This is a genomic window from Oscillibacter valericigenes, assembly GCF_021531915.1.
Classification (GTDB): Bacteria; Bacillota; Clostridia; order Oscillospirales; family Oscillospiraceae; genus Oscillibacter; species Oscillibacter valericigenes_A.
On sequence record NZ_JAFBIV010000020.1, the window covers coordinates 1 to 15437 of the forward strand.

At 57.5% G+C, this 15437-nt stretch carries 18 protein-coding genes and 1 other annotated feature; of the genes, 8 read left to right on the forward strand and 10 right to left on the reverse strand.

The genetic code is table 11. The annotated features are described in order from the left end of the window. A partial coding sequence (locus JQM66_RS10715) for an XRE family transcriptional regulator (RefSeq protein ID WP_235229872.1) occupies window positions 1–679 on the forward strand: 679 nt, incomplete at its 5' end. 141 nt (window positions 680–820) lie between these two features. Here the strand turns inward: JQM66_RS10715 and JQM66_RS10720 are convergent. From JQM66_RS10720 to JQM66_RS10730, 3 genes are all read right to left on the reverse strand, one after another. Further along, window positions 821–1918, reverse strand: coding sequence for a DHHW family protein (locus JQM66_RS10720; protein ID WP_235229873.1), 1098 nt, complete (start codon window positions 1916–1918; stop codon window positions 821–823). A 13-nt stretch (window positions 1919–1931) separates the two neighbouring features. Beyond that, entirely contained in the window at window positions 1932–3326 is a 1395-nt protein-coding gene (locus tag JQM66_RS10725; protein ID WP_235229874.1) for an MBOAT family O-acyltransferase, read from the reverse strand. A gap of 105 nt (window positions 3327–3431) precedes the next feature. After that, a complete protein-coding gene (locus tag JQM66_RS10730; RefSeq protein WP_235229875.1) occupies window positions 3432–3914 on the reverse strand; it encodes a DUF4358 domain-containing protein in 483 nt (160 codons plus the stop codon). 190 nt (window positions 3915–4104) lie between these two features. Between JQM66_RS10730 and JQM66_RS10735 the strand changes: the two genes are divergently transcribed. The 4 genes from JQM66_RS10735 to JQM66_RS10745 all read left to right on the forward strand — a co-directional run bounded on the left by JQM66_RS10735 (window position 4105) and on the right by JQM66_RS10745 (window position 7582). Then, window positions 4105–5130 carry a threonine aldolase family protein gene (locus JQM66_RS10735; RefSeq protein WP_235229876.1) on the forward strand — a complete coding sequence of 342 codons (1026 nt, stop codon included), beginning with the start codon at window positions 4105–4107 and terminating at the stop codon, window positions 5128–5130. Between the two features lie 173 nt (window positions 5131–5303). Then, window positions 5304–5432: a hypothetical protein gene (locus JQM66_RS12610; protein ID WP_268824402.1), complete on the forward strand. Its 129-nt coding sequence runs from the start codon at window positions 5304–5306 to the stop codon at window positions 5430–5432. Window positions 5433–5442: 10 nt separating this feature from the next. Continuing rightward, complete coding sequence (locus tag JQM66_RS10740; protein WP_235229877.1) at window positions 5443–6714, forward strand: putative DNA modification/repair radical SAM protein; 1272 nt, start codon at window positions 5443–5445, stop codon at window positions 6712–6714. A gap of 19 nt (window positions 6715–6733) precedes the next feature. Continuing rightward, window positions 6734–7582: a TIGR03915 family putative DNA repair protein gene (locus tag JQM66_RS10745; RefSeq protein WP_235229908.1), complete on the forward strand. Its 849-nt coding sequence runs from the start codon at window positions 6734–6736 to the stop codon at window positions 7580–7582. On the opposite strand, the gene JQM66_RS10750 is transcribed toward JQM66_RS10745, so the two are convergent. The 3 genes from JQM66_RS10750 to JQM66_RS10760 are packed head-to-tail and all read right to left on the reverse strand — an operon-like array spanning window position 7470 to window position 8943. Then, window positions 7470–8177, reverse strand: a complete 708-nt coding sequence (locus JQM66_RS10750; RefSeq protein ID WP_235229878.1) for a sigma-70 family RNA polymerase sigma factor — start codon at window positions 8175–8177, stop codon at window positions 7470–7472. The genes JQM66_RS10745 and JQM66_RS10750 overlap by 113 nt on opposite strands. Further along, entirely contained in the window at window positions 8174–8623 is a 450-nt protein-coding gene (spoIIAB, locus tag JQM66_RS10755; RefSeq protein ID WP_235229879.1) for an anti-sigma F factor, read from the reverse strand. Before spoIIAB ends, JQM66_RS10750 begins: the two co-directional genes overlap by 4 nt. Before the next feature lie 14 nt (window positions 8624–8637). Then, window positions 8638–8943 carry an STAS domain-containing protein gene (locus JQM66_RS10760; RefSeq protein WP_235229880.1) on the reverse strand — a complete coding sequence of 102 codons (306 nt, stop codon included), beginning with the start codon at window positions 8941–8943 and terminating at the stop codon, window positions 8638–8640. A 190-nt stretch (window positions 8944–9133) separates the two neighbouring features. Between JQM66_RS10760 and JQM66_RS10765 the strand changes: the two genes are divergently transcribed. Genes JQM66_RS10765 through JQM66_RS12700 form a run of 3 tightly spaced genes read left to right on the forward strand, consistent with a single transcriptional unit; the run spans window position 9134 to window position 10309 of the window. Then, a complete protein-coding gene (locus JQM66_RS10765) occupies window positions 9134–9760 on the forward strand; it encodes a flavodoxin family protein (protein WP_235229881.1) in 627 nt (208 codons plus the stop codon). Between the two features lie 4 nt (window positions 9761–9764). Continuing rightward, window positions 9765–10022: a DUF3795 domain-containing protein gene (locus tag JQM66_RS12695; protein WP_328284137.1), complete on the forward strand. Its 258-nt coding sequence runs from the start codon at window positions 9765–9767 to the stop codon at window positions 10020–10022. A gap of 41 nt (window positions 10023–10063) precedes the next feature. Further along, on the forward strand, window positions 10064–10309 hold the full coding sequence (locus tag JQM66_RS12700; RefSeq protein WP_328284138.1) for a hypothetical protein: 246 nt from the start codon (window positions 10064–10066) through the stop codon (window positions 10307–10309). A gap of 131 nt (window positions 10310–10440) precedes the next feature. Here JQM66_RS12700 and JQM66_RS10775 read toward each other — a convergent pair whose 3' ends face one another. The 4 genes from JQM66_RS10775 to JQM66_RS10790 form a co-directional block, all read right to left on the reverse strand. Then, window positions 10441–13077, reverse strand: a complete 2637-nt coding sequence (locus JQM66_RS10775) for a valine--tRNA ligase (RefSeq protein ID WP_235229882.1) — start codon at window positions 13075–13077, stop codon at window positions 10441–10443. Window positions 13078–13128: 51 nt separating this feature from the next. Next, window positions 13129–13494 carry an ACT domain-containing protein gene (locus JQM66_RS10780; RefSeq protein WP_235229883.1) on the reverse strand — a complete coding sequence of 122 codons (366 nt, stop codon included), beginning with the start codon at window positions 13492–13494 and terminating at the stop codon, window positions 13129–13131. Window positions 13495–13533: 39 nt separating this feature from the next. After that, window positions 13534–13760: a binding site (T-box leader), on the reverse strand. Between the two features lie 46 nt (window positions 13761–13806). Continuing rightward, a complete protein-coding gene (sigE, locus tag JQM66_RS10785; protein WP_235229909.1) occupies window positions 13807–14445 on the reverse strand; it encodes an RNA polymerase sporulation sigma factor SigE in 639 nt (212 codons plus the stop codon). Then, complete coding sequence (locus tag JQM66_RS10790; RefSeq protein WP_235229884.1) at window positions 14330–15379, reverse strand: sigma-E processing peptidase SpoIIGA; 1050 nt, start codon at window positions 15377–15379, stop codon at window positions 14330–14332. The genes sigE and JQM66_RS10790 overlap by 116 nt, the downstream gene beginning before the upstream one ends. Window positions 15380–15437: the final 58 nt, after the last annotated feature.

The following is a 15437-nucleotide window of genomic DNA, read 5'->3' on the forward strand; positions in this document are numbered from 1 at the left end:
GAAGTTCTACGGCGTGTCCACGGACTATCTGCTGGGCATGACAGAAACAAAAAATCACCCAGACACAGAGCTGGACGCTCTGCATCTGAGTGATGGTGCCATAGAAGTATTACAGGCGGGAAAGTTCAATCACCGACTGCTGTCGGAAATGCTGTGCCACAGGGATTTCCAGCGTATGATGTTAGATGCGGAAATCTATGTGGACCGGATCGCAGATATGCGGATCAACGATATGAACGCCATGCTGGAAGCAGTTCGGAAGATGGCCCTGATGAAGCAGGACGGGCAGGACGATCTTTCCACCCGGACATTGGAACTGGCCCAGGTGCGGGAGGATGACTATTTCGGTCATGTGCTTGCCGATGATCTGAAAGCGATCCTCCGCGACATTCGTGAGAAGCACAGCACCGACACCACAACGGCAGATACGCCCTCCATTGCGGAGGAAGTGCAGGCCCAGTTGAAGGATGCCATGAACTTTGAGGGCAGCGACGTCGAGAAACAGGCGAGGATCTACCTTGCAACATTCGGCATTGACTACGACGCCATTACCAAGGAGCAATTTGTAAATATCATTGATGTTTTGAAGCTGTCCAAGTACATGAAAAGCTCAACCAACCAGCGTGGTAAGGCGAGGGCATACCAGCCGCATGGAAAAGGAAAACGGAAACGCAAATAAGCAGAAAAACACGCCATACTCAGCCTTTGAAGCTGAATATGGCGTGTTTTTTCGTTGACCAATCCTGTCTGACAGATGCTCATTTCGTGTTATTGGGCTAACACTGTTTTATGAACACCTGCCATTTTCGGGCGTTCTTTTTTACTGGGTCAGCAGTACCAGGTTCACGTCGGAGATGAAGTTCTGCACGCTGTACACCACGGCGATATCGCCGATGCCGTTTTCCGTCGCGTAGGCGGAGACCGGAGCCCGGTAATACCGCAGGTCCAGCAGGTGGACCTCAGAAAACCGCTGGGCCAGGAAGGGCGCCAGAGCGTCGGAATAGCTGTCCCGTACCAGCAGCAGCTTGCTGCCGTCCGTCACTTGCTCATTTTTGATGACGCACAAAGGCTGGTTTCCGCCCAGGAAGGAAGAATACTTGTCCTTCTTCTCAAGGTACGTTCGATCGTACAGGGCAGCGAGTTCTTCCTTCCCCGTCCGTAAGGAGGTGACTGTCAGCCCCTCCTCTTCCACCCAGAATTCCATGGTATCTGGCTCCAGCCAGTGGATGCCGGACTGGGAGTACAAGGTGCCGTTGAAGCTGTCAGAGACGGTTTCCGGTGTAAAGTCATCTTCCTTTAATGGTTCCTCGCCCAGGGATTCCAGCAGGGTATTGGCCCCGTAAAAAGCCCCCAGAGTGGTCCAGTGGTGGTCTGTGCGGTAGAAGATGGGTTCATCGGCGTGGGCCACCAGAGCGCTCTGAAAGTCCACCTGGCTCTGAGCCAGCAGAGCCGTCTGGTCCCAACTGTCCGCTCCGGCAGGAATCTTCTCCTTCCAGATCTCCGCCGCTGATGGAATCAGGCCCAGGACTACATTGGCATCGGTCTTTCCCGCCAGACGGTCCACATAGCTGAGATTCTTGTCCACGGCCCCTACCGCCGGGGTCTCCACCTTGGAGATCAGGGTGTCGCCGCAGAGATAGATGCCGTTGAATTCCCGCTTGCCCAGCAGCTGCTCCATCCGGGCTTTCAGGCCAGTCCAACCGTCCCGCAGGGGGAACTGGTCCGCAAAGTATTCCTCCACGGCATCGGTGTACTTGCCGCTCACCAGAGCGGACCAGGAGAACTCCGGTGCCTGGGCCAACATGCGGTTCTCCGTTTCGGACTGGGCCCGGTCCGGCAATAAGACGTGCCATACCAGCAGTCCCGCCAGGAACAGACAGAAAAACGCCGTCAGGAAACGGCTGTATGCTTTTGTCATGATGCCGCCTCCTTTAAAATCTGAAATACAGGAAGGGATTGTAGCTGCCGTCCACCAGATAAGCGGTACAGATCAGTAGGGACAGGGCCATCAATACGGGCGTCAGGACCTTTTTGGCCTTCTCCGGCAGACAGGCCCAGCCCCGGACACCCAGGGTCGTGGACGCCACAATCAAAATGCCAAAGGTGATGGCATAGCTGCGGAGGGTGTAGCCGTCCAGGGCGCTCCACAGAGGTGCGCCGCCGAAGCAGGCGGCCAGATAGGCCCCACAGACGGGCAGGTCCTCCATGGCAAAGATGCCCCAGCCCACGAACACCACGATCAGGGTGTACAGGTGCTTCAGTGCCGCCGGGGTCTTATCCAGGACATTCCGCAGCACGTATTTCTCCAGGATCAGCCACGCGGCGAAGTACAATCCCCAGAGGATGAAGTTCCAGCTGGCGCCGTGCCAGAAACCGGTACAGAACCAGACGATCAGGATATTCCGCAGAGTCTTGACCGTGCCGCCCCGATTACCCCCCAGGGGAATATACAGATACTCCCGGAACCAGGAAGTCAAAGACATATGCCACCGCCGCCAGAATTCGGAAACAGAGGTGGACAAATAGGGGTGGTCAAAGTTCTCGTTAAACCGGAAGCCAAAGATCTGGCCCAGGCCGATGGCCATGTCGGAGTAACCGGAAAAGTCAAAGTAGATCTGAAAACCAAAGGCCAGCAGACCCATCCAGCCCCCCGCCGCCGTCAAAGTACCAGCTCCCTGGGCTGCCAACTGGGCGTCCCACAACGCGCCGATGGAATTGGCCAGCAGCACCTTTTTGGCAAGGCCCACGCAGAACCGGCGGGCGCCCAGGGCAAAATTCTCTGTACTGTGGACCCGGTGATTCAGGTCCTCAGCCACGGTCTTGTACTTGACGATGGGACCGGCGATCAGCTGCGGAAACATGGTGACAAAAGCGCCGAAGCTGATGATATTCCGTTGGACCGGAGCATCCTTACGGTAAACGTCAATGGTGTAGCTCATAGTCTGGAAGGTAAAGAAGGAGATTCCAATGGGCAGCGGGATGCCCAACTGGGGCACCGTGATCCCCGGGATCAGGGACAGATTCGCCGCCAGGAAGTCCCAATACTTGAAAAAGCCAAGAAGCAGCAGGTTGAAGATGACTGACTGCGCCACGAACCACCGGGCCTTTTTGTCGTTATCCCGGTACTTCTCCACCAGCAGACCGTGGGTATAGTCAATGAGGATGGAGAGGAACATGATGGTGATATAGACTGGCTCGCCCCAGCCGTAGAAGAACAGGCTCACCAGCAGCAGCGTCAGATTCCGCCAGCGCAGGGACGTTAGGAAATAAGCCGCCAGTGTCAGCGGCAGATAGGCAAATAAAAATGTCAAACTGCTGAAGATCAAAGGTCTATCCTCCCTGCTCTGGGATATCAATCCCGTCTATCGAACATGCGTTCAAACAGAGAAAAACAGCCGCAGGGTCTCTGCGGCTGTTCCGCTGAATGTCTATTACTGGAACAGAGCGGTGAAGCTCTCCGCGATCTCGTCCTGGTGCTCGGCGGAGGCGATCATGGCCACATACGTTCCCTGCTGGATGACGATGCCGCGCCCCCAGGCCTCCATGGACTCGGGATACCAAGCGCCGCCCTCGGCCTGGGTGGTGATGCGGTCCTGCAGCAGCGCCGCCGCCAGAGCCGCGTCATCCTCCGTCTCGCACTCCATAAACACCATCTCGTTGACCACAGAGCTCATCATGGGCATCTTGGCAATGAACTGCTTCGCGGCGATATCGCCCAGGCCGGGGTAATAGGCCTCCAGCATTTCACCCTCGATGTCCACCATATAACCCTCATTCCATTTGTAGGTCTCCTGGAGCGTATCCCAGTAGGCCTGGAGATCCACCTGGGTCGTCTCCTGCTTTCCGCTATTACCGCCGCAGGCGCTCAGCATCAGCATCAAACCTGCCAGCAGCAGGACCATTGTCTTTTTCATACCATTCTCCTTATCCTGTTTGATCCATGTCTATGACGGAGCAACTCACAAAAAAGTTTCCGTTCTTTTCTCATTATTTCCCGTTCCGGAAAAGTTAACAGAAATTTTTCCCCTCGCTTGCATTTATACAGGATTCGCGGTATGATTTCAACAACAAATTTGTTACATTTCAGAAAGCAGGTAAATTTTTATGTACAGCTTCCGTAATGATTACAGCGAAGGTGCCCATCCCAAGGTTCTCCAGGCCCTGGCGGACACCAATCTGGTCCAGACTGTGGGCTACGGCACGGACCCTCTCTGTGAGACTGCCCGGGATACCGTCCGCCGCCTGTGCAACGCCCCCCAGGCCGACGTTCATTTCCTGGTAGGCGGCACCCAGACCAACCTCCTGGTCATTGAATCCATGCTGCGGCCCTATGAGGCGGTCATCGGCGCCCATACCTCCCACATCAATACCCACGAGACCGGTGCCATCGAGGCCACCGGCCACAAGGTCTGCTCTATCTACGCCCCTGACGGCAAGCTGACCCCCGCCCTGGTGGAGACGGTCCTGGCAGAACACAACGGCACGGAGCACATGGTGGCCCCCAAAATGGTGTACGTCTCTGACACCACGGAGATCGGCACCATCTACACCAAGGCCGAGCTGACCGCCCTGCGGGCGTGCTGCGACGCCCACGGCCTGTTCCTGTTCCTGGACGGTGCGCGGCTGGGCTCTGCCCTCACCTCCCCGGACAACGACCTGACCCTGCCGGACCTGGCAGCCCTGACGGATGCCTTCTACATCGGCGGCACCAAGAACGGCGCCCTCTTCGGTGAGGCCCTGGTGATGAACGCCCCCAACGATCACTTCCGCTGGCACATGAAGCAGCGCGGCGGCATGCTGGCCAAGGGCCGCCTGCTGGGCGTCCAGTTCCAGGCCCTGCTGGAGGACGGCCTCTACTTTGACATGGCCCGCCACGCCAATGACATGGCCTTCCGCCTGCGGGACGGCGTAGCCGCCCTGGGCTATCCCTTCCCTGTCCCCTCTCCCTCCAACCAGCAGTTCCCGGTGCTGCCCAACACGGTGATGGAGCAGCTGCGGTCCATGGGCTATGAGTTCGAGATCGACCGCCCCACGGACCCGGATCACACCATCGTCCGGTTTGTCACCAGCTGGGCCACCCCGGAGAGCGCCATTGACCAGTTCCTGAAGGACCTGGCAGCCTGCAAGTGATCTGACACCACATAAAAGAGACGGCTTCGGCCGTCTCTTTTTACATCATACAGGGTCCTTCCTTTTCTCATATTTGAGGTCTTTCGAAAATTTGTTCGATTTCTTCTTGACAGAAACGTTTGTTCGAGTTATGATGATATCAGAACAAAAGTTCGATTAAGGAGGAAACAAGGATGACTGGTTGGAGCTTCTTTTTTATTCTGGTGGGCGTGGCCTTTTTGACCTATCAGCTGTTCCGCATCATTGACGCGATTGAGCGCCCCGCACGCCGGACCTCCCACCGGCGCGCCATGGCCCGCTGAGCTCTATGTTATGGATGTCCTGGAAAAGCTGACGATTCTGACGGATGCCGCCAAATATGACGCCGCCTGTACCTCCAGCGGAGGGACCCGCACGTCCAAAAAGGGATACATCGGCAACACCTCGTCCTCTGTGGCCGGGTGTTGCCACTCATTTTCCGCGGACGGACGGTGCGTGACCCTGCTGAAGGTGCTGATGACCAACTGCTGTGTCTATGACTGCAAATACTGCGTCAACCGCCGCAGCAACGATACCCGCCGGGCGGCGTTTACCCCGGAGGAGCTGGCGGACCTGACCATCAATTTCTACCGACGGAATTATATTGAGGGCCTCTTCCTCTCCTCCGGCGTTCTCCGGAATCCGGACTATACCACGGAGCAGATGATCCGGGCCCTGCGCATCCTGCGGGAAACCCACCGTTTCAACGGCTATATCCACGCCAAGGCCATTCCCGGCACCTCCCCGGAGTTGGTGGAGCAGCTGGGACTGCTGGCGGACCGTCTGAGCGTCAATATTGAGCTGCCCTCTGAAGTTGGGCTCCGGACTCTGGCTCCGGACAAAAGTAAGCAGGCCATCCTGGCCCCCATGCGGCAGATCCAGACCCGGAACCAGCAGAACAAGGAGGAGCTGGTAAAATACCGCCATGCGCCCAAATTCGCTCCGGCGGGCCAGAGCACTCAGCTGATCGTGGGCGCCACCCCGGACTCCGACCTCCACATTCTCCGTCTGACCCAGGGACTCTACGATAAGTACCGCCTGAAACGGGTGTTCTATTCCGCCTACGTACCGGTGGTGGAGCATGCTCTCCTGCCCGCCAAGGATGTAAAACCGCCTCTCCTGCGGGAGCACCGGCTGTATCAGGCAGACTGGCTTCTTCGGTTTTACGGCTTCCGGGCAGAAGAGCTTTTAGACGACCGTCACCCGGACTTTGACCCTAGGGTAGACCCTAAGTGCAGCTGGGCCCTGAACCATCTGGACTTCTTCCCCGTGGAGGTCAACACAGCGGACTATGAGGCGCTGCTGCGGGTTCCCGGCATCGGCGTCACTTCTGCCCGCCGAATCCTGACCGCCCGCCGGGTGGGGCGGGTCCATCTGGAGGACCTCCGCCGTATGGGCGTGGTCATGAAGCGAGCCCAGTATTTTCTCACTGCCTCTGGAAAGATGCCGGACGGCCTGCGGTTCACCCCTGACAGCCTGTTGCGCAGTCTGATCGCCGCGGAGCAGCCTCTGCTGCCCCAGCAGGAAATGGTCCAGCTGTCTCTCTTCGACAGCGCCGGTGCATGAGGACTTTTTTATGACAGAAATGGTCTATTATTACGACGGTTCCTTCGAGGGATTTCTATGCTGCATCTTTGACAGCTATGTCAACAAAGAAATCCCCACAACCATCTGTCCCGATGAGTACGCTACACCCACACTGTTTGCCACCCGGAGTATCGTCACAGACCAGAATCATGCAAACCGTGTATTCAGAAAGATTGTAAAGTGTTCTCCCTATGCAGCTGAGCTTCTGCACAAGGGCTTTTTGACCTGTCTTCCGGAAAAGGAACTGTACCTTTACCGACTGGTGGCAAAGCTCCTGAAAGAGGGGCCTGGCTTTCTCAGGAACTTTTCAGACGAGACTCTCTACCCTGTCATCACCGCGGTCCGCCATCTCAATGGCGAGGCCCACCTGCTGAAGGGATTTGTCCGGTTTTCTGAACTGGGAGGCGTACTGGGCAGCGAGATCGAACCCAAAAACCGTGTCCTTCCCATTTTGCGTGGTCATTTTTGCGCCCGCTACCGGGATGAAATATTTTTCATCTACGACCGCACTCACAAGGAGGCGCTGTTCTACGCCGCCGGGAAGGCGGTTATCCGGCCGCTGGAGTCCTTTCAAATGGCCCCTCCCGACGAAACGGAGGCCAACTACCGCATTCTGTGGAAGCGGTTTTACGACACCATCGCCATCAAGGAGCGGTACAATCCAAAATGCCGCAGGACCAATATGCCGAAGCGCTACTGGAATACCATGACCGAATTCCAGGACGAATCCTATTTCAAGCCTCAAAGCTCTCCCGCAGCCGTGCCAGCCCCCGGCGCTCCAGCCGGGATATCTGCACCTGGGACACCCCCAGCACCCGGGCCGTCCGCTCCTGGGTCAGTCCCTTGAAATAGCGCAGCAGAATCGTCATGCGCTCTTTCTCCGGCAGATGGTCGATGGCTTCCCGCAGGGCGATCCGTTCCACCAGTCCCTCTTCCGGAGCGTCGGTCCCCAGCATCCCCTCCAACGTCAAACCGTCTGCTGTCTCCCGCTGCAAAGACTCCGGAGAATCGGTAGCTAGTTCCACCTGAGCGATCTCCTCCATGGAAAACCCTGTGGCCTCCGCCAACTCGGAGAGCGCCGGCTCCCGGCCCAGATCATGGCGGAGCTGTTCTCTTTTGCTGTAAAGTGTTTGTGCTTGCTCCCTAATGGCCCGTCCGACTTTCACCAATCCGTCATCCCGCAGAAAGCGCCGTATCTCGCCGGCGATCTTGGGGACCGCATAGGTAGAAAAGCAGGTCCCGTAGGAGAAGTCGAAGCCCTGTATCGCTTTCAAAAAGCCCAGGCATCCCAGCTGATAAAGGTCATCCGGCTCCACGCCCCGTCCGTAGTATCTCCGCACGATACTCCAGATCAGGCCGTTGTTTTCCAGAACTGCCTGCTCGCAGGCATCCCGGTCCCCCTCCTGGGCAGCCCGCAGCAGTTCCAGCGTACTGCTGCTCATTTTCCTGTTTTCATCCGGGCGGCCAGCTTTTTCTTCATAGCAACGCTGGTCCCCTTTCCGGGTGCAGAGCGAACTGTCAGCTTGTCCATGAAGCTCTCCATGATGGTGAAGCCCATGCCGCTGCGCTCCTCGCCGCCGGTGGTGAACATGGGTTCCCTGGCCTTGTCAATATCCGGGATGCCTTTCCCGTGGTCCTTGACGGTGATCTCCAGCACATTTCCCGGGCAGATTCGGACCTTCACCAGAACCTTACCAATGGAATCCGGATAGGCGTGGACAATGGCGTTGGTCACCGCCTCACTGACAGCTGTCTTGATATCCTCCAGTTCATTCAGGGTAGGATCCATCTGGGCCGCAAAGCAAGCGACAGCGGATCGTGCAAAGCCCTCGTTGCTGCTGCGGCTGGGAAATTCCAGTGTAACCTCATTCATTGCCTTGTTTTTCATTATGTAAACCTCCTTTATCGTATCGTCACCAGCCGTCCGATGCCCGCGGCATCCAGGACACGTCTGGCCTGTGCCGGAACGTTGCAGACCACCACGCTTCCGTCCAGTAGCTGCATCCGCTGCTGGGCCCGTAGGATCAGAGCAATTCCGGAGCTGTCCATAAAAGTCACACCCCCCATATCCAGCATGAGGGTTTTTGGAAGTGCCGCATCTACGGCCATTTCCAGCTCCCGCAGTGCATGTCTTGCGCCGTGATGGTCCAGCTCGCCGGAAAACTCCAGCAAGAGATTCCGGTCTGCGCTTTTCGCATGTATCTCCATGTTCTTTCATCCTTTCGCCTGTGGCGGTTGTTTTCTTCATTATAGGAAGTTGTCCCCTTCTTTTTTGTCGGATTCTTGGCCGCCCGCCGCTTTTTCTGAAATTTTTCTCTTTCTCTGTGCTTACCTTCTCTCTGCAGCCGAAATATGATAGAATGCAATTAAATCCACACAGAAAGGATATGGCATCACGATGAAAGTCTTACTGCTCAATGGAAGTTCTCACCTGCACGGCTGCACCGATACCGCTCTGCGGGAGATTGCTGCCGTACTGGAAGCTGCGGGGATCGAGGCGGAAATCCTGTTCCTGGGCAATGAACCGGTCCGGGACTGTACCGCCTGCGGCGCCTGCAAAACGCTGTCTGGCCGATGTGTCTTTGATGATGACATCGTCAATCAGGTCATCGCAAAAGCCGAAGCGGCCGACGGCTTCGTCTTTGGCTCTCCTGTTTATTATGCCCATCCCAGCGGACGCATCCTGTCCATTCTGGACCGGGTATTCTACGCAGGTAAGCACGCCTTCGCCCATAAACCAGCGGCAGCCATCGCTTCCGCACGGCGAGCCGGCACCACTGCCACGCTGGATGTCCTGCAAAAGTATTTCACCATCTCCCAGATGCCCGTTGTCTCCTCCACCTATTGGACCATGGTCCACGGCAAGCAGCCGGAGGATGTGCTGAAGGACGAGGAAGGACTGCAGACTATGCGGAACCTGGCGTCCAACATGGCCTGGATGCTCCGGTGCATCGAAGCCGGGAAGGCTGCCGGTATCCAGCCGCCCCAGGCGGAATCCGGTGCCCGAACCAATTTCATCCGGTGAGCCTATGAAGGATTTTTGCCGGGAATATCCGTTGCTGTCCCTCTGCGGACTCAGCTGCGGCCTGTGCACCATGCATCTGGGCGGATACTGTCCCGGCTGCGGCGGCGGAGACGGGAATCAGTCCTGCGCCATCGCCCGATGCAGCCGAGAGCACGGCAATGTGGAATTCTGTTGTCACTGTCCTGAATATCCCTGCCGGAAATTCAAGGGTATGGATGATTATGACTCCTTTATTTCCACCCGCAACCTGCGGAAAACCTGAAAAACGTCCAGACCAGAGGTCTGGACGTCTGTAAAGCAGAAATGGAAGAAAAGACCGTTCTGCTGCGGTGGCTGCTGGACAACTGCAACGCTGGACGACAAAAAAGCCCCTTCGCCACAGCAGTGAACCTGTTGCCATTGGAAGACCTACGGACCATCCGGGAGCATCTGGCATCTGATTCCATGGCTCTCCCCCTAAAAGAGCGTGCCAAAGTGGCAATCGCCCTTCTCCAGGCTGCAGCAGACGCCCGAAACATCAAATTAAAGCTGCGCAAGAAGCCGAAATAGTGCAATATTGGAAGTGAAGGTGCCATTTTATCAAAACACTGCTTGACCTGGGAGCCCATCACCTTTTTCATCAAAAGCAAAAACCAGAGCCTCCGCTTATTGCGGAGGCTCTGGTTCACTCTATTCGGGATTTACGCCTGCATAGCCTTGGCGGATTCCTCCAGCTTGGCGATCAGCTCGGCGAACTTGGCGGCCTTCTCCTTCTCGGCGTTGACCACCGCTTCGGGAGCACGGGAGACGAACTTCTCGTTGGACAGCTTCTGCTCCACGATCCGTAATCCATTCCGGGCCTTCTCCAGTTCCTTGTTGATGCGGTCAAGCTCAGCGGCCATGTCCACCAGCTCCGCCATGGGCATGTATGCCGTGGCATTGTGGGTCACCACGGACACCATCTTGCTCACATCGGCAGGAGCGGCATCGGCGAAGGTCACCTCACTGGCGTAGGCCAGACGCTGGATGAAGTGCAGGCCCTGCTGATAGATCTCAGGAGTGGCGGTCACCAGCAGCACCTCCGCCTTCTTGGAAGGAGGCACGTTCATCTCAGCCCGACGGGCGCGGATGGACTTGATGGTATCCATGACGGCCTCCATGGAAGACTCTTCCGCAGGGAAGCTCAGGCTGTCCTGATACTCCGGCCACTGAGAGGTCATGATGAAGTCACCCTCATGGGGCAGCGCCTGGAAGATCTCCTCGGTGATGAAGGGCATGAAGGGGTGCAGCAGCTTCAGCAGCTCCGTCAGCACGTAGCACAGCACGTTCTGGGCAACCAGCTTGGCAGCCTCGTCCTCACCGTTCAGACGGGTCTTGGTCAGCTCGATATACCAGTCGCAGTAGGTGTCCCAGATGAAGTCGTAAACCTTGGCGGAGGCCACGCCGATCTCGTAGGCATCCAGGTTCTCGGTGACTTCCTTCACCAGGGTGTTCAGCTTGGAGAGGACCCACTTATCCTCGGGAGCCAGCTTGGAAGCCTCGGGCAGCTGGCACTTGTCGATGGTGAGGTTCATCATCACGAAGCGGCTGGCATTCCAGATCTTGTTGGCAAAGTTCCGCATGGCCTCGCACTTCTCGGTGTAGAACCGGGTGTCGTTGCCGGGGCTGTTGCCGGTAATCAGGTTGAAGCGCAGAGCGTCGGCGCCGTACTTCTCGGCGATCTCCAGGGGGTCAATGCCGTTGCCCAGGGACTTGGACATCTTGCGGCCCTTGTCGTCCCGCACCAGGCCGTGGATCAGAACGGTGTGGAAGGGGATCTTCTTCATCTGCTCACAGCCGGAGAAGATCATACGGGCCACCCAGAAGAAGATGATGTCGTAGCCGGTGACCATGACGCTGTTTGGATAGTAGAAGTCCAGCTCCTCCGTCTTTTCCGGCCAGCCCAGGGTGCTGAAAGGCCACAGGGCGCTGGAGAACCAGGTGTCCAGCACATCGGGGTCCCGGGTCAGGTGGGTGCAGCCGCACTTGGCGCACTGCGTGGGGTCCTCACGGGAGACGTTGATGTGGCCGCACTCATCGCAGTACCAGGCGGGGATCTGATGGCCCCACCACAGCTGGCGGGAAATGCACCAGTCGTGGACATTCTCCATCCAGTTGATATAGGTCTTGGCGAAGCGCTCGGGAACGAACTTCACTTCGCCTTCCTTCACCACCCGCAGGGCCTCCTGGGCCAGAGGCTCCATCTTCACGAACCACTGGGCAGAAATCAGAGGCTCCACGTCATTGTGACAGCGGTAGCAGGTGCCTACGTTGTGAGAATAGGGTTCCACCTTCACCAGATAGCCCTGCTCCTCCAGGTCCTTCACGATGGCTTTGCGGCACTCGTAGCGGTCCATCCCGTTGTAGGGGCCGCCATTCTCGTTGATCTTACCGTCATCGGCGATAACGCGAATGACCTCCAGATTGTGACGCAGGCCCACCTCAAAGTCGTTGGGGTCGTGGGCAGGGGTCATCTTCACCGCGCCGGTACCGAAGCCGATTTCGCAGTACTCGTCGCCCACAATGGGGATCTCACGGTTCATGATAGGCAGGATGCACTTCTTGCCGATGAGATGCTTGAACTTTTCATCGTTGGGGTTCACAGCCACGCCGGTATCGCCCATCATGGTCTCAGGGCGGGTCGTGGCGACCACAATGTCCCCGGAGCCATCGGCCAGAGGATAGCGGATGTGCCACAGGTGGCCGGGCTTGTCCACGTACTCCACTTCGGCGTCGGACAGAGCGGTGATGCAGTGGGGGCACCAGTTGATGATGCGGCTGCCCTTGTAAATCAGACCCTTGTCATACAGTTCACAGAAGGTCTCCCGGACGGCCTTGGAGCATCCCTCGTCCATAGTGAAGCGGGAGCGGCTCCAGTCGCATGAGACACCCAGCTTCTTCTGCTGCTCCACGATGCGTCCGCCGTACTTCTCCTTCCACTGCCAGACACGCTGGAGGAACTGCTCACGGCCCAGGTCATAGCGGGTCTTGCCCTCCTTGACCCGGAGTTCCTCCTCCACCTTGATCTGAGTGGCGATACCGGCATGGTCGGTGCCGGGCAGCCACAGGGTGGAGTAGCCCTGCATCCGCTTGAAGCGGGTCAGAATATCCTGCAGCGTGGAGTCCATGGCGTGGCCCATGTGCAGCTGGCCCGTGACATTCGGGGGCGGCATGGAAATGGAAAAGGGCTTCTTCTTGGGATCGGGATCGCCGTTGAAGCAGTTGTTGTCCTCCCACATCTTGTAAATGCGGGACTCCACCTGCTGCGGCTCATACACCTTCGGCAGTTCTTTGTTCATTGGTTTCTCTCCTATCTTTCGAACATGTTGATATGTTGGTAAACTATCAGATCAGACGATTTGATATCCGGCATCAGAAAGGACTTCCAAAGCCCTGCTGTAATCGTCTGCTTTTGTCAAAATATAATCCGTATTGTAGGTGGAAATTGCGAGAATCCCAATCTGGTTTTCCGCCAACAGCGCGGACAATTTGGACAGGATCTCCACCAGGGAAAAATCTAAAACGCCTTGTATCCGGAACGCTCTCCAACCATCTTCCCGCTGGATGGTATTGTCCGGAACATCTTCTGTCAGACAGACCAGCGAGTTTTCCTCATCTGTCTTTCCACTAAAGCAGTACGGGCTTGTCCAGTCGACCGCAGAATAATCCTCCATCTTGCAGACTGAAAACGATCCGTCCAGTTCTTTCAGCTCCATATTTCCTCCCTGACAAGCAAAAACGCCCTGAGCCTTTCGGCTCAGGGCGAACAAATTGTCCGTGGTACCACCTGGATTCGGGAAACTCCCGCACTCACTGACGCAAGACGTCTCTCCCGGATAACGGTGGGATGCCGTCGCGGCCTACTGTCCGTTCAGCCCAATGCTCCGGGACGACTTCTCCGGCCGCTTCACGGGAACTCTCACCGTCCGTTCCCTCTCTTGGCATCCGCCTGCCGGGTACTGCTTCCCTTCCTCGCAGTTTCCAATATACCGTTACAGTATAGTATACCCCTTTTGGATTGTCAAGAGTCAGGATAGCCGCAAAATCTCCTTTTTCAGCCGGGAAATGATGCGCTTTTCCAGCCGGGAGATGTAGGACTGGGAAATGCCCAGCTGGTCCGCCACCTCCTTCTGGGTCTGCTCCCGTCCGCCGCCCAGGCCGAACCGCATGGTGATGATCTGCTTCTCCCGGGGCGACAGGATGTTGATGGCCTCCGTCAGCAGGCTCCGGTCCACGTCCTCCTCAATGGGCCGCATGACGATGTCCGCGTCGGTGCCCAGCACATCGCTCAGCAGCAGCTCGTTGCCGTCCCAGTCGGTGTTCAGAGGCTCGTCAAAGGAGACCTCTCCCCGCCGGGAGGCGTTCTTCCGCAGATACATCAGAATCTCGTTTTCGATGCACCGGGAGGCGTATGTTGCCAGCTTGATGTTTTTGTCCGTGCGGTAGGTCCCCACCGCCTTGATCAGGCCGATGGTTCCGATGGAGATCAGGTCTTCAATGCCCACGCCGGTGTTCTCGAACCGGCGTGCGATGTACACCACCAGCCGCAGATTATGCTCGATCAGTTCCTTCCGGGCCTCCTCGTCCTCCAGTCTGCCCAGCAGCTCCGCCTCCCGCTCCTTTGCCAGAGGCGGCGGCAGGGTATCGCTCCCACCGATGTAGTGAATGGACCGGACCAACCCCAGCTGTTCCAGCAGCAGCCGCCAAATGCGCGTCAATGGTCTCATGGTATCCTCCCCTTCTTACATCTCCGCCCCAAAGGGCCGCATACCCCGTCCCAAGTGTCGTGGGGGACAGTGCCGCCGTCACACCTGGATGGCGTGTTCCGCAAATCTCCACCCAGTCTGTCCGCACCGCCAGCAGCAGCCCCGTGGAGGTGCCCACCGCACGGTACGGAATCAGCCGGGGGCGCAGTTCCGGTGCCGTTTGGCGCAGAGGCTCCAGCAGGTCCGCCGGGAACCGAAGCAACTCCGGTGTCAACAGCCGCCTGACACCCTCCGGCAGAATAGCATCCAGACTCCCCGGCGCCGTCACCAGTACCGGCTGTCCGCCATTGGGATCACGGAGCCCGTTCCCGCTGTCCCAAAGAGCTGTCAGCTCTGTGGAACGACCACATATGCAAATTCGTACGGCCAGCCGCTCCCCCCGGATGCCGTGACGGGCAGCCGCCCGGAATACGACGGTTACCAGCAGATATGCCGCTACGGACGATGCCAGCAGAACTTTTCCGTTCACATCCGTATAAAATACACCGTTGGCCCGGGGCAAAGCGCTTCCGGTCAGCAGGCTCAGCCCCAGAACGCCCCCAGCCAGTCCACAGGACAGGGCAAACAGCAGCAGCGTCAGCCGCAGCAGGTACTGCTCTCCTCCAAAAGCCACCAGGGCCATCAGGACGCCCGCCGCCAACTTGGCTGGCCAGCAAGCCAGAAAACCGCATCCGGGCAGAAATACCGCCACAGCATAGGCACCGCCCAGGATGGCCGCCAACGCATACCGCCTTCGCCGCAGCGGCACGCCCGCCAACCGGGCGGTGACCAGACAGAGGAGATAATCCATCACGCCATTGAGCAAAAATACGGAATCCACATAGACTACCGTCATACCTCTCCTCCCTTGTCAGCCCATGGTTTATTCAGCAGACTTTATTATAGGGCAGGCA

Coding starts and splice junctions, on each gene's coding strand:
- JQM66_RS12610 (WP_268824402.1), top strand. CDS start 5,304: ATGACTGGTTGGAGCTTCTTTTTTATTCTGGTGGGCGTGGCCTTTTTG.
- JQM66_RS12695 (WP_328284137.1), top strand. CDS start 9,765: ATGAAGGATTTTTGCCGGGAATATCCGTTGCTGTCCCTCTGCGGACTC.
- JQM66_RS10730 (WP_235229875.1), bottom strand. CDS start 3,914: ATGAAAAAGACAATGGTCCTGCTGCTGGCAGGTTTGATGCTGATGCTG.
- JQM66_RS10735 (WP_235229876.1), top strand. CDS start 4,105: ATGTACAGCTTCCGTAATGATTACAGCGAAGGTGCCCATCCCAAGGTT.
- JQM66_RS10740 (WP_235229877.1), top strand. CDS start 5,443: ATGGATGTCCTGGAAAAGCTGACGATTCTGACGGATGCCGCCAAATAT.
- JQM66_RS10775 (WP_235229882.1), bottom strand. CDS start 13,077: ATGAACAAAGAACTGCCGAAGGTGTATGAGCCGCAGCAGGTGGAGTCC.
- JQM66_RS10745 (WP_235229908.1), top strand. CDS start 6,734: ATGGTCTATTATTACGACGGTTCCTTCGAGGGATTTCTATGCTGCATC.
- JQM66_RS10765 (WP_235229881.1), top strand. CDS start 9,134: ATGAAAGTCTTACTGCTCAATGGAAGTTCTCACCTGCACGGCTGCACC.
- JQM66_RS10790 (WP_235229884.1), bottom strand. CDS start 15,379: ATGACGGTAGTCTATGTGGATTCCGTATTTTTGCTCAATGGCGTGATG.
- JQM66_RS10760 (WP_235229880.1), bottom strand. CDS start 8,943: ATGGAGATACATGCGAAAAGCGCAGACCGGAATCTCTTGCTGGAGTTT.
- JQM66_RS12700 (WP_328284138.1), top strand. CDS start 10,064: ATGGAAGAAAAGACCGTTCTGCTGCGGTGGCTGCTGGACAACTGCAAC.
- JQM66_RS10720 (WP_235229873.1), bottom strand. CDS start 1,918: ATGACAAAAGCATACAGCCGTTTCCTGACGGCGTTTTTCTGTCTGTTC.
- JQM66_RS10750 (WP_235229878.1), bottom strand. CDS start 8,177: ATGAGCAGCAGTACGCTGGAACTGCTGCGGGCTGCCCAGGAGGGGGAC.
- JQM66_RS10780 (WP_235229883.1), bottom strand. CDS start 13,494: ATGGAGCTGAAAGAACTGGACGGATCGTTTTCAGTCTGCAAGATGGAG.
- spoIIAB (WP_235229879.1), bottom strand. CDS start 8,623: ATGAAAAACAAGGCAATGAATGAGGTTACACTGGAATTTCCCAGCCGC.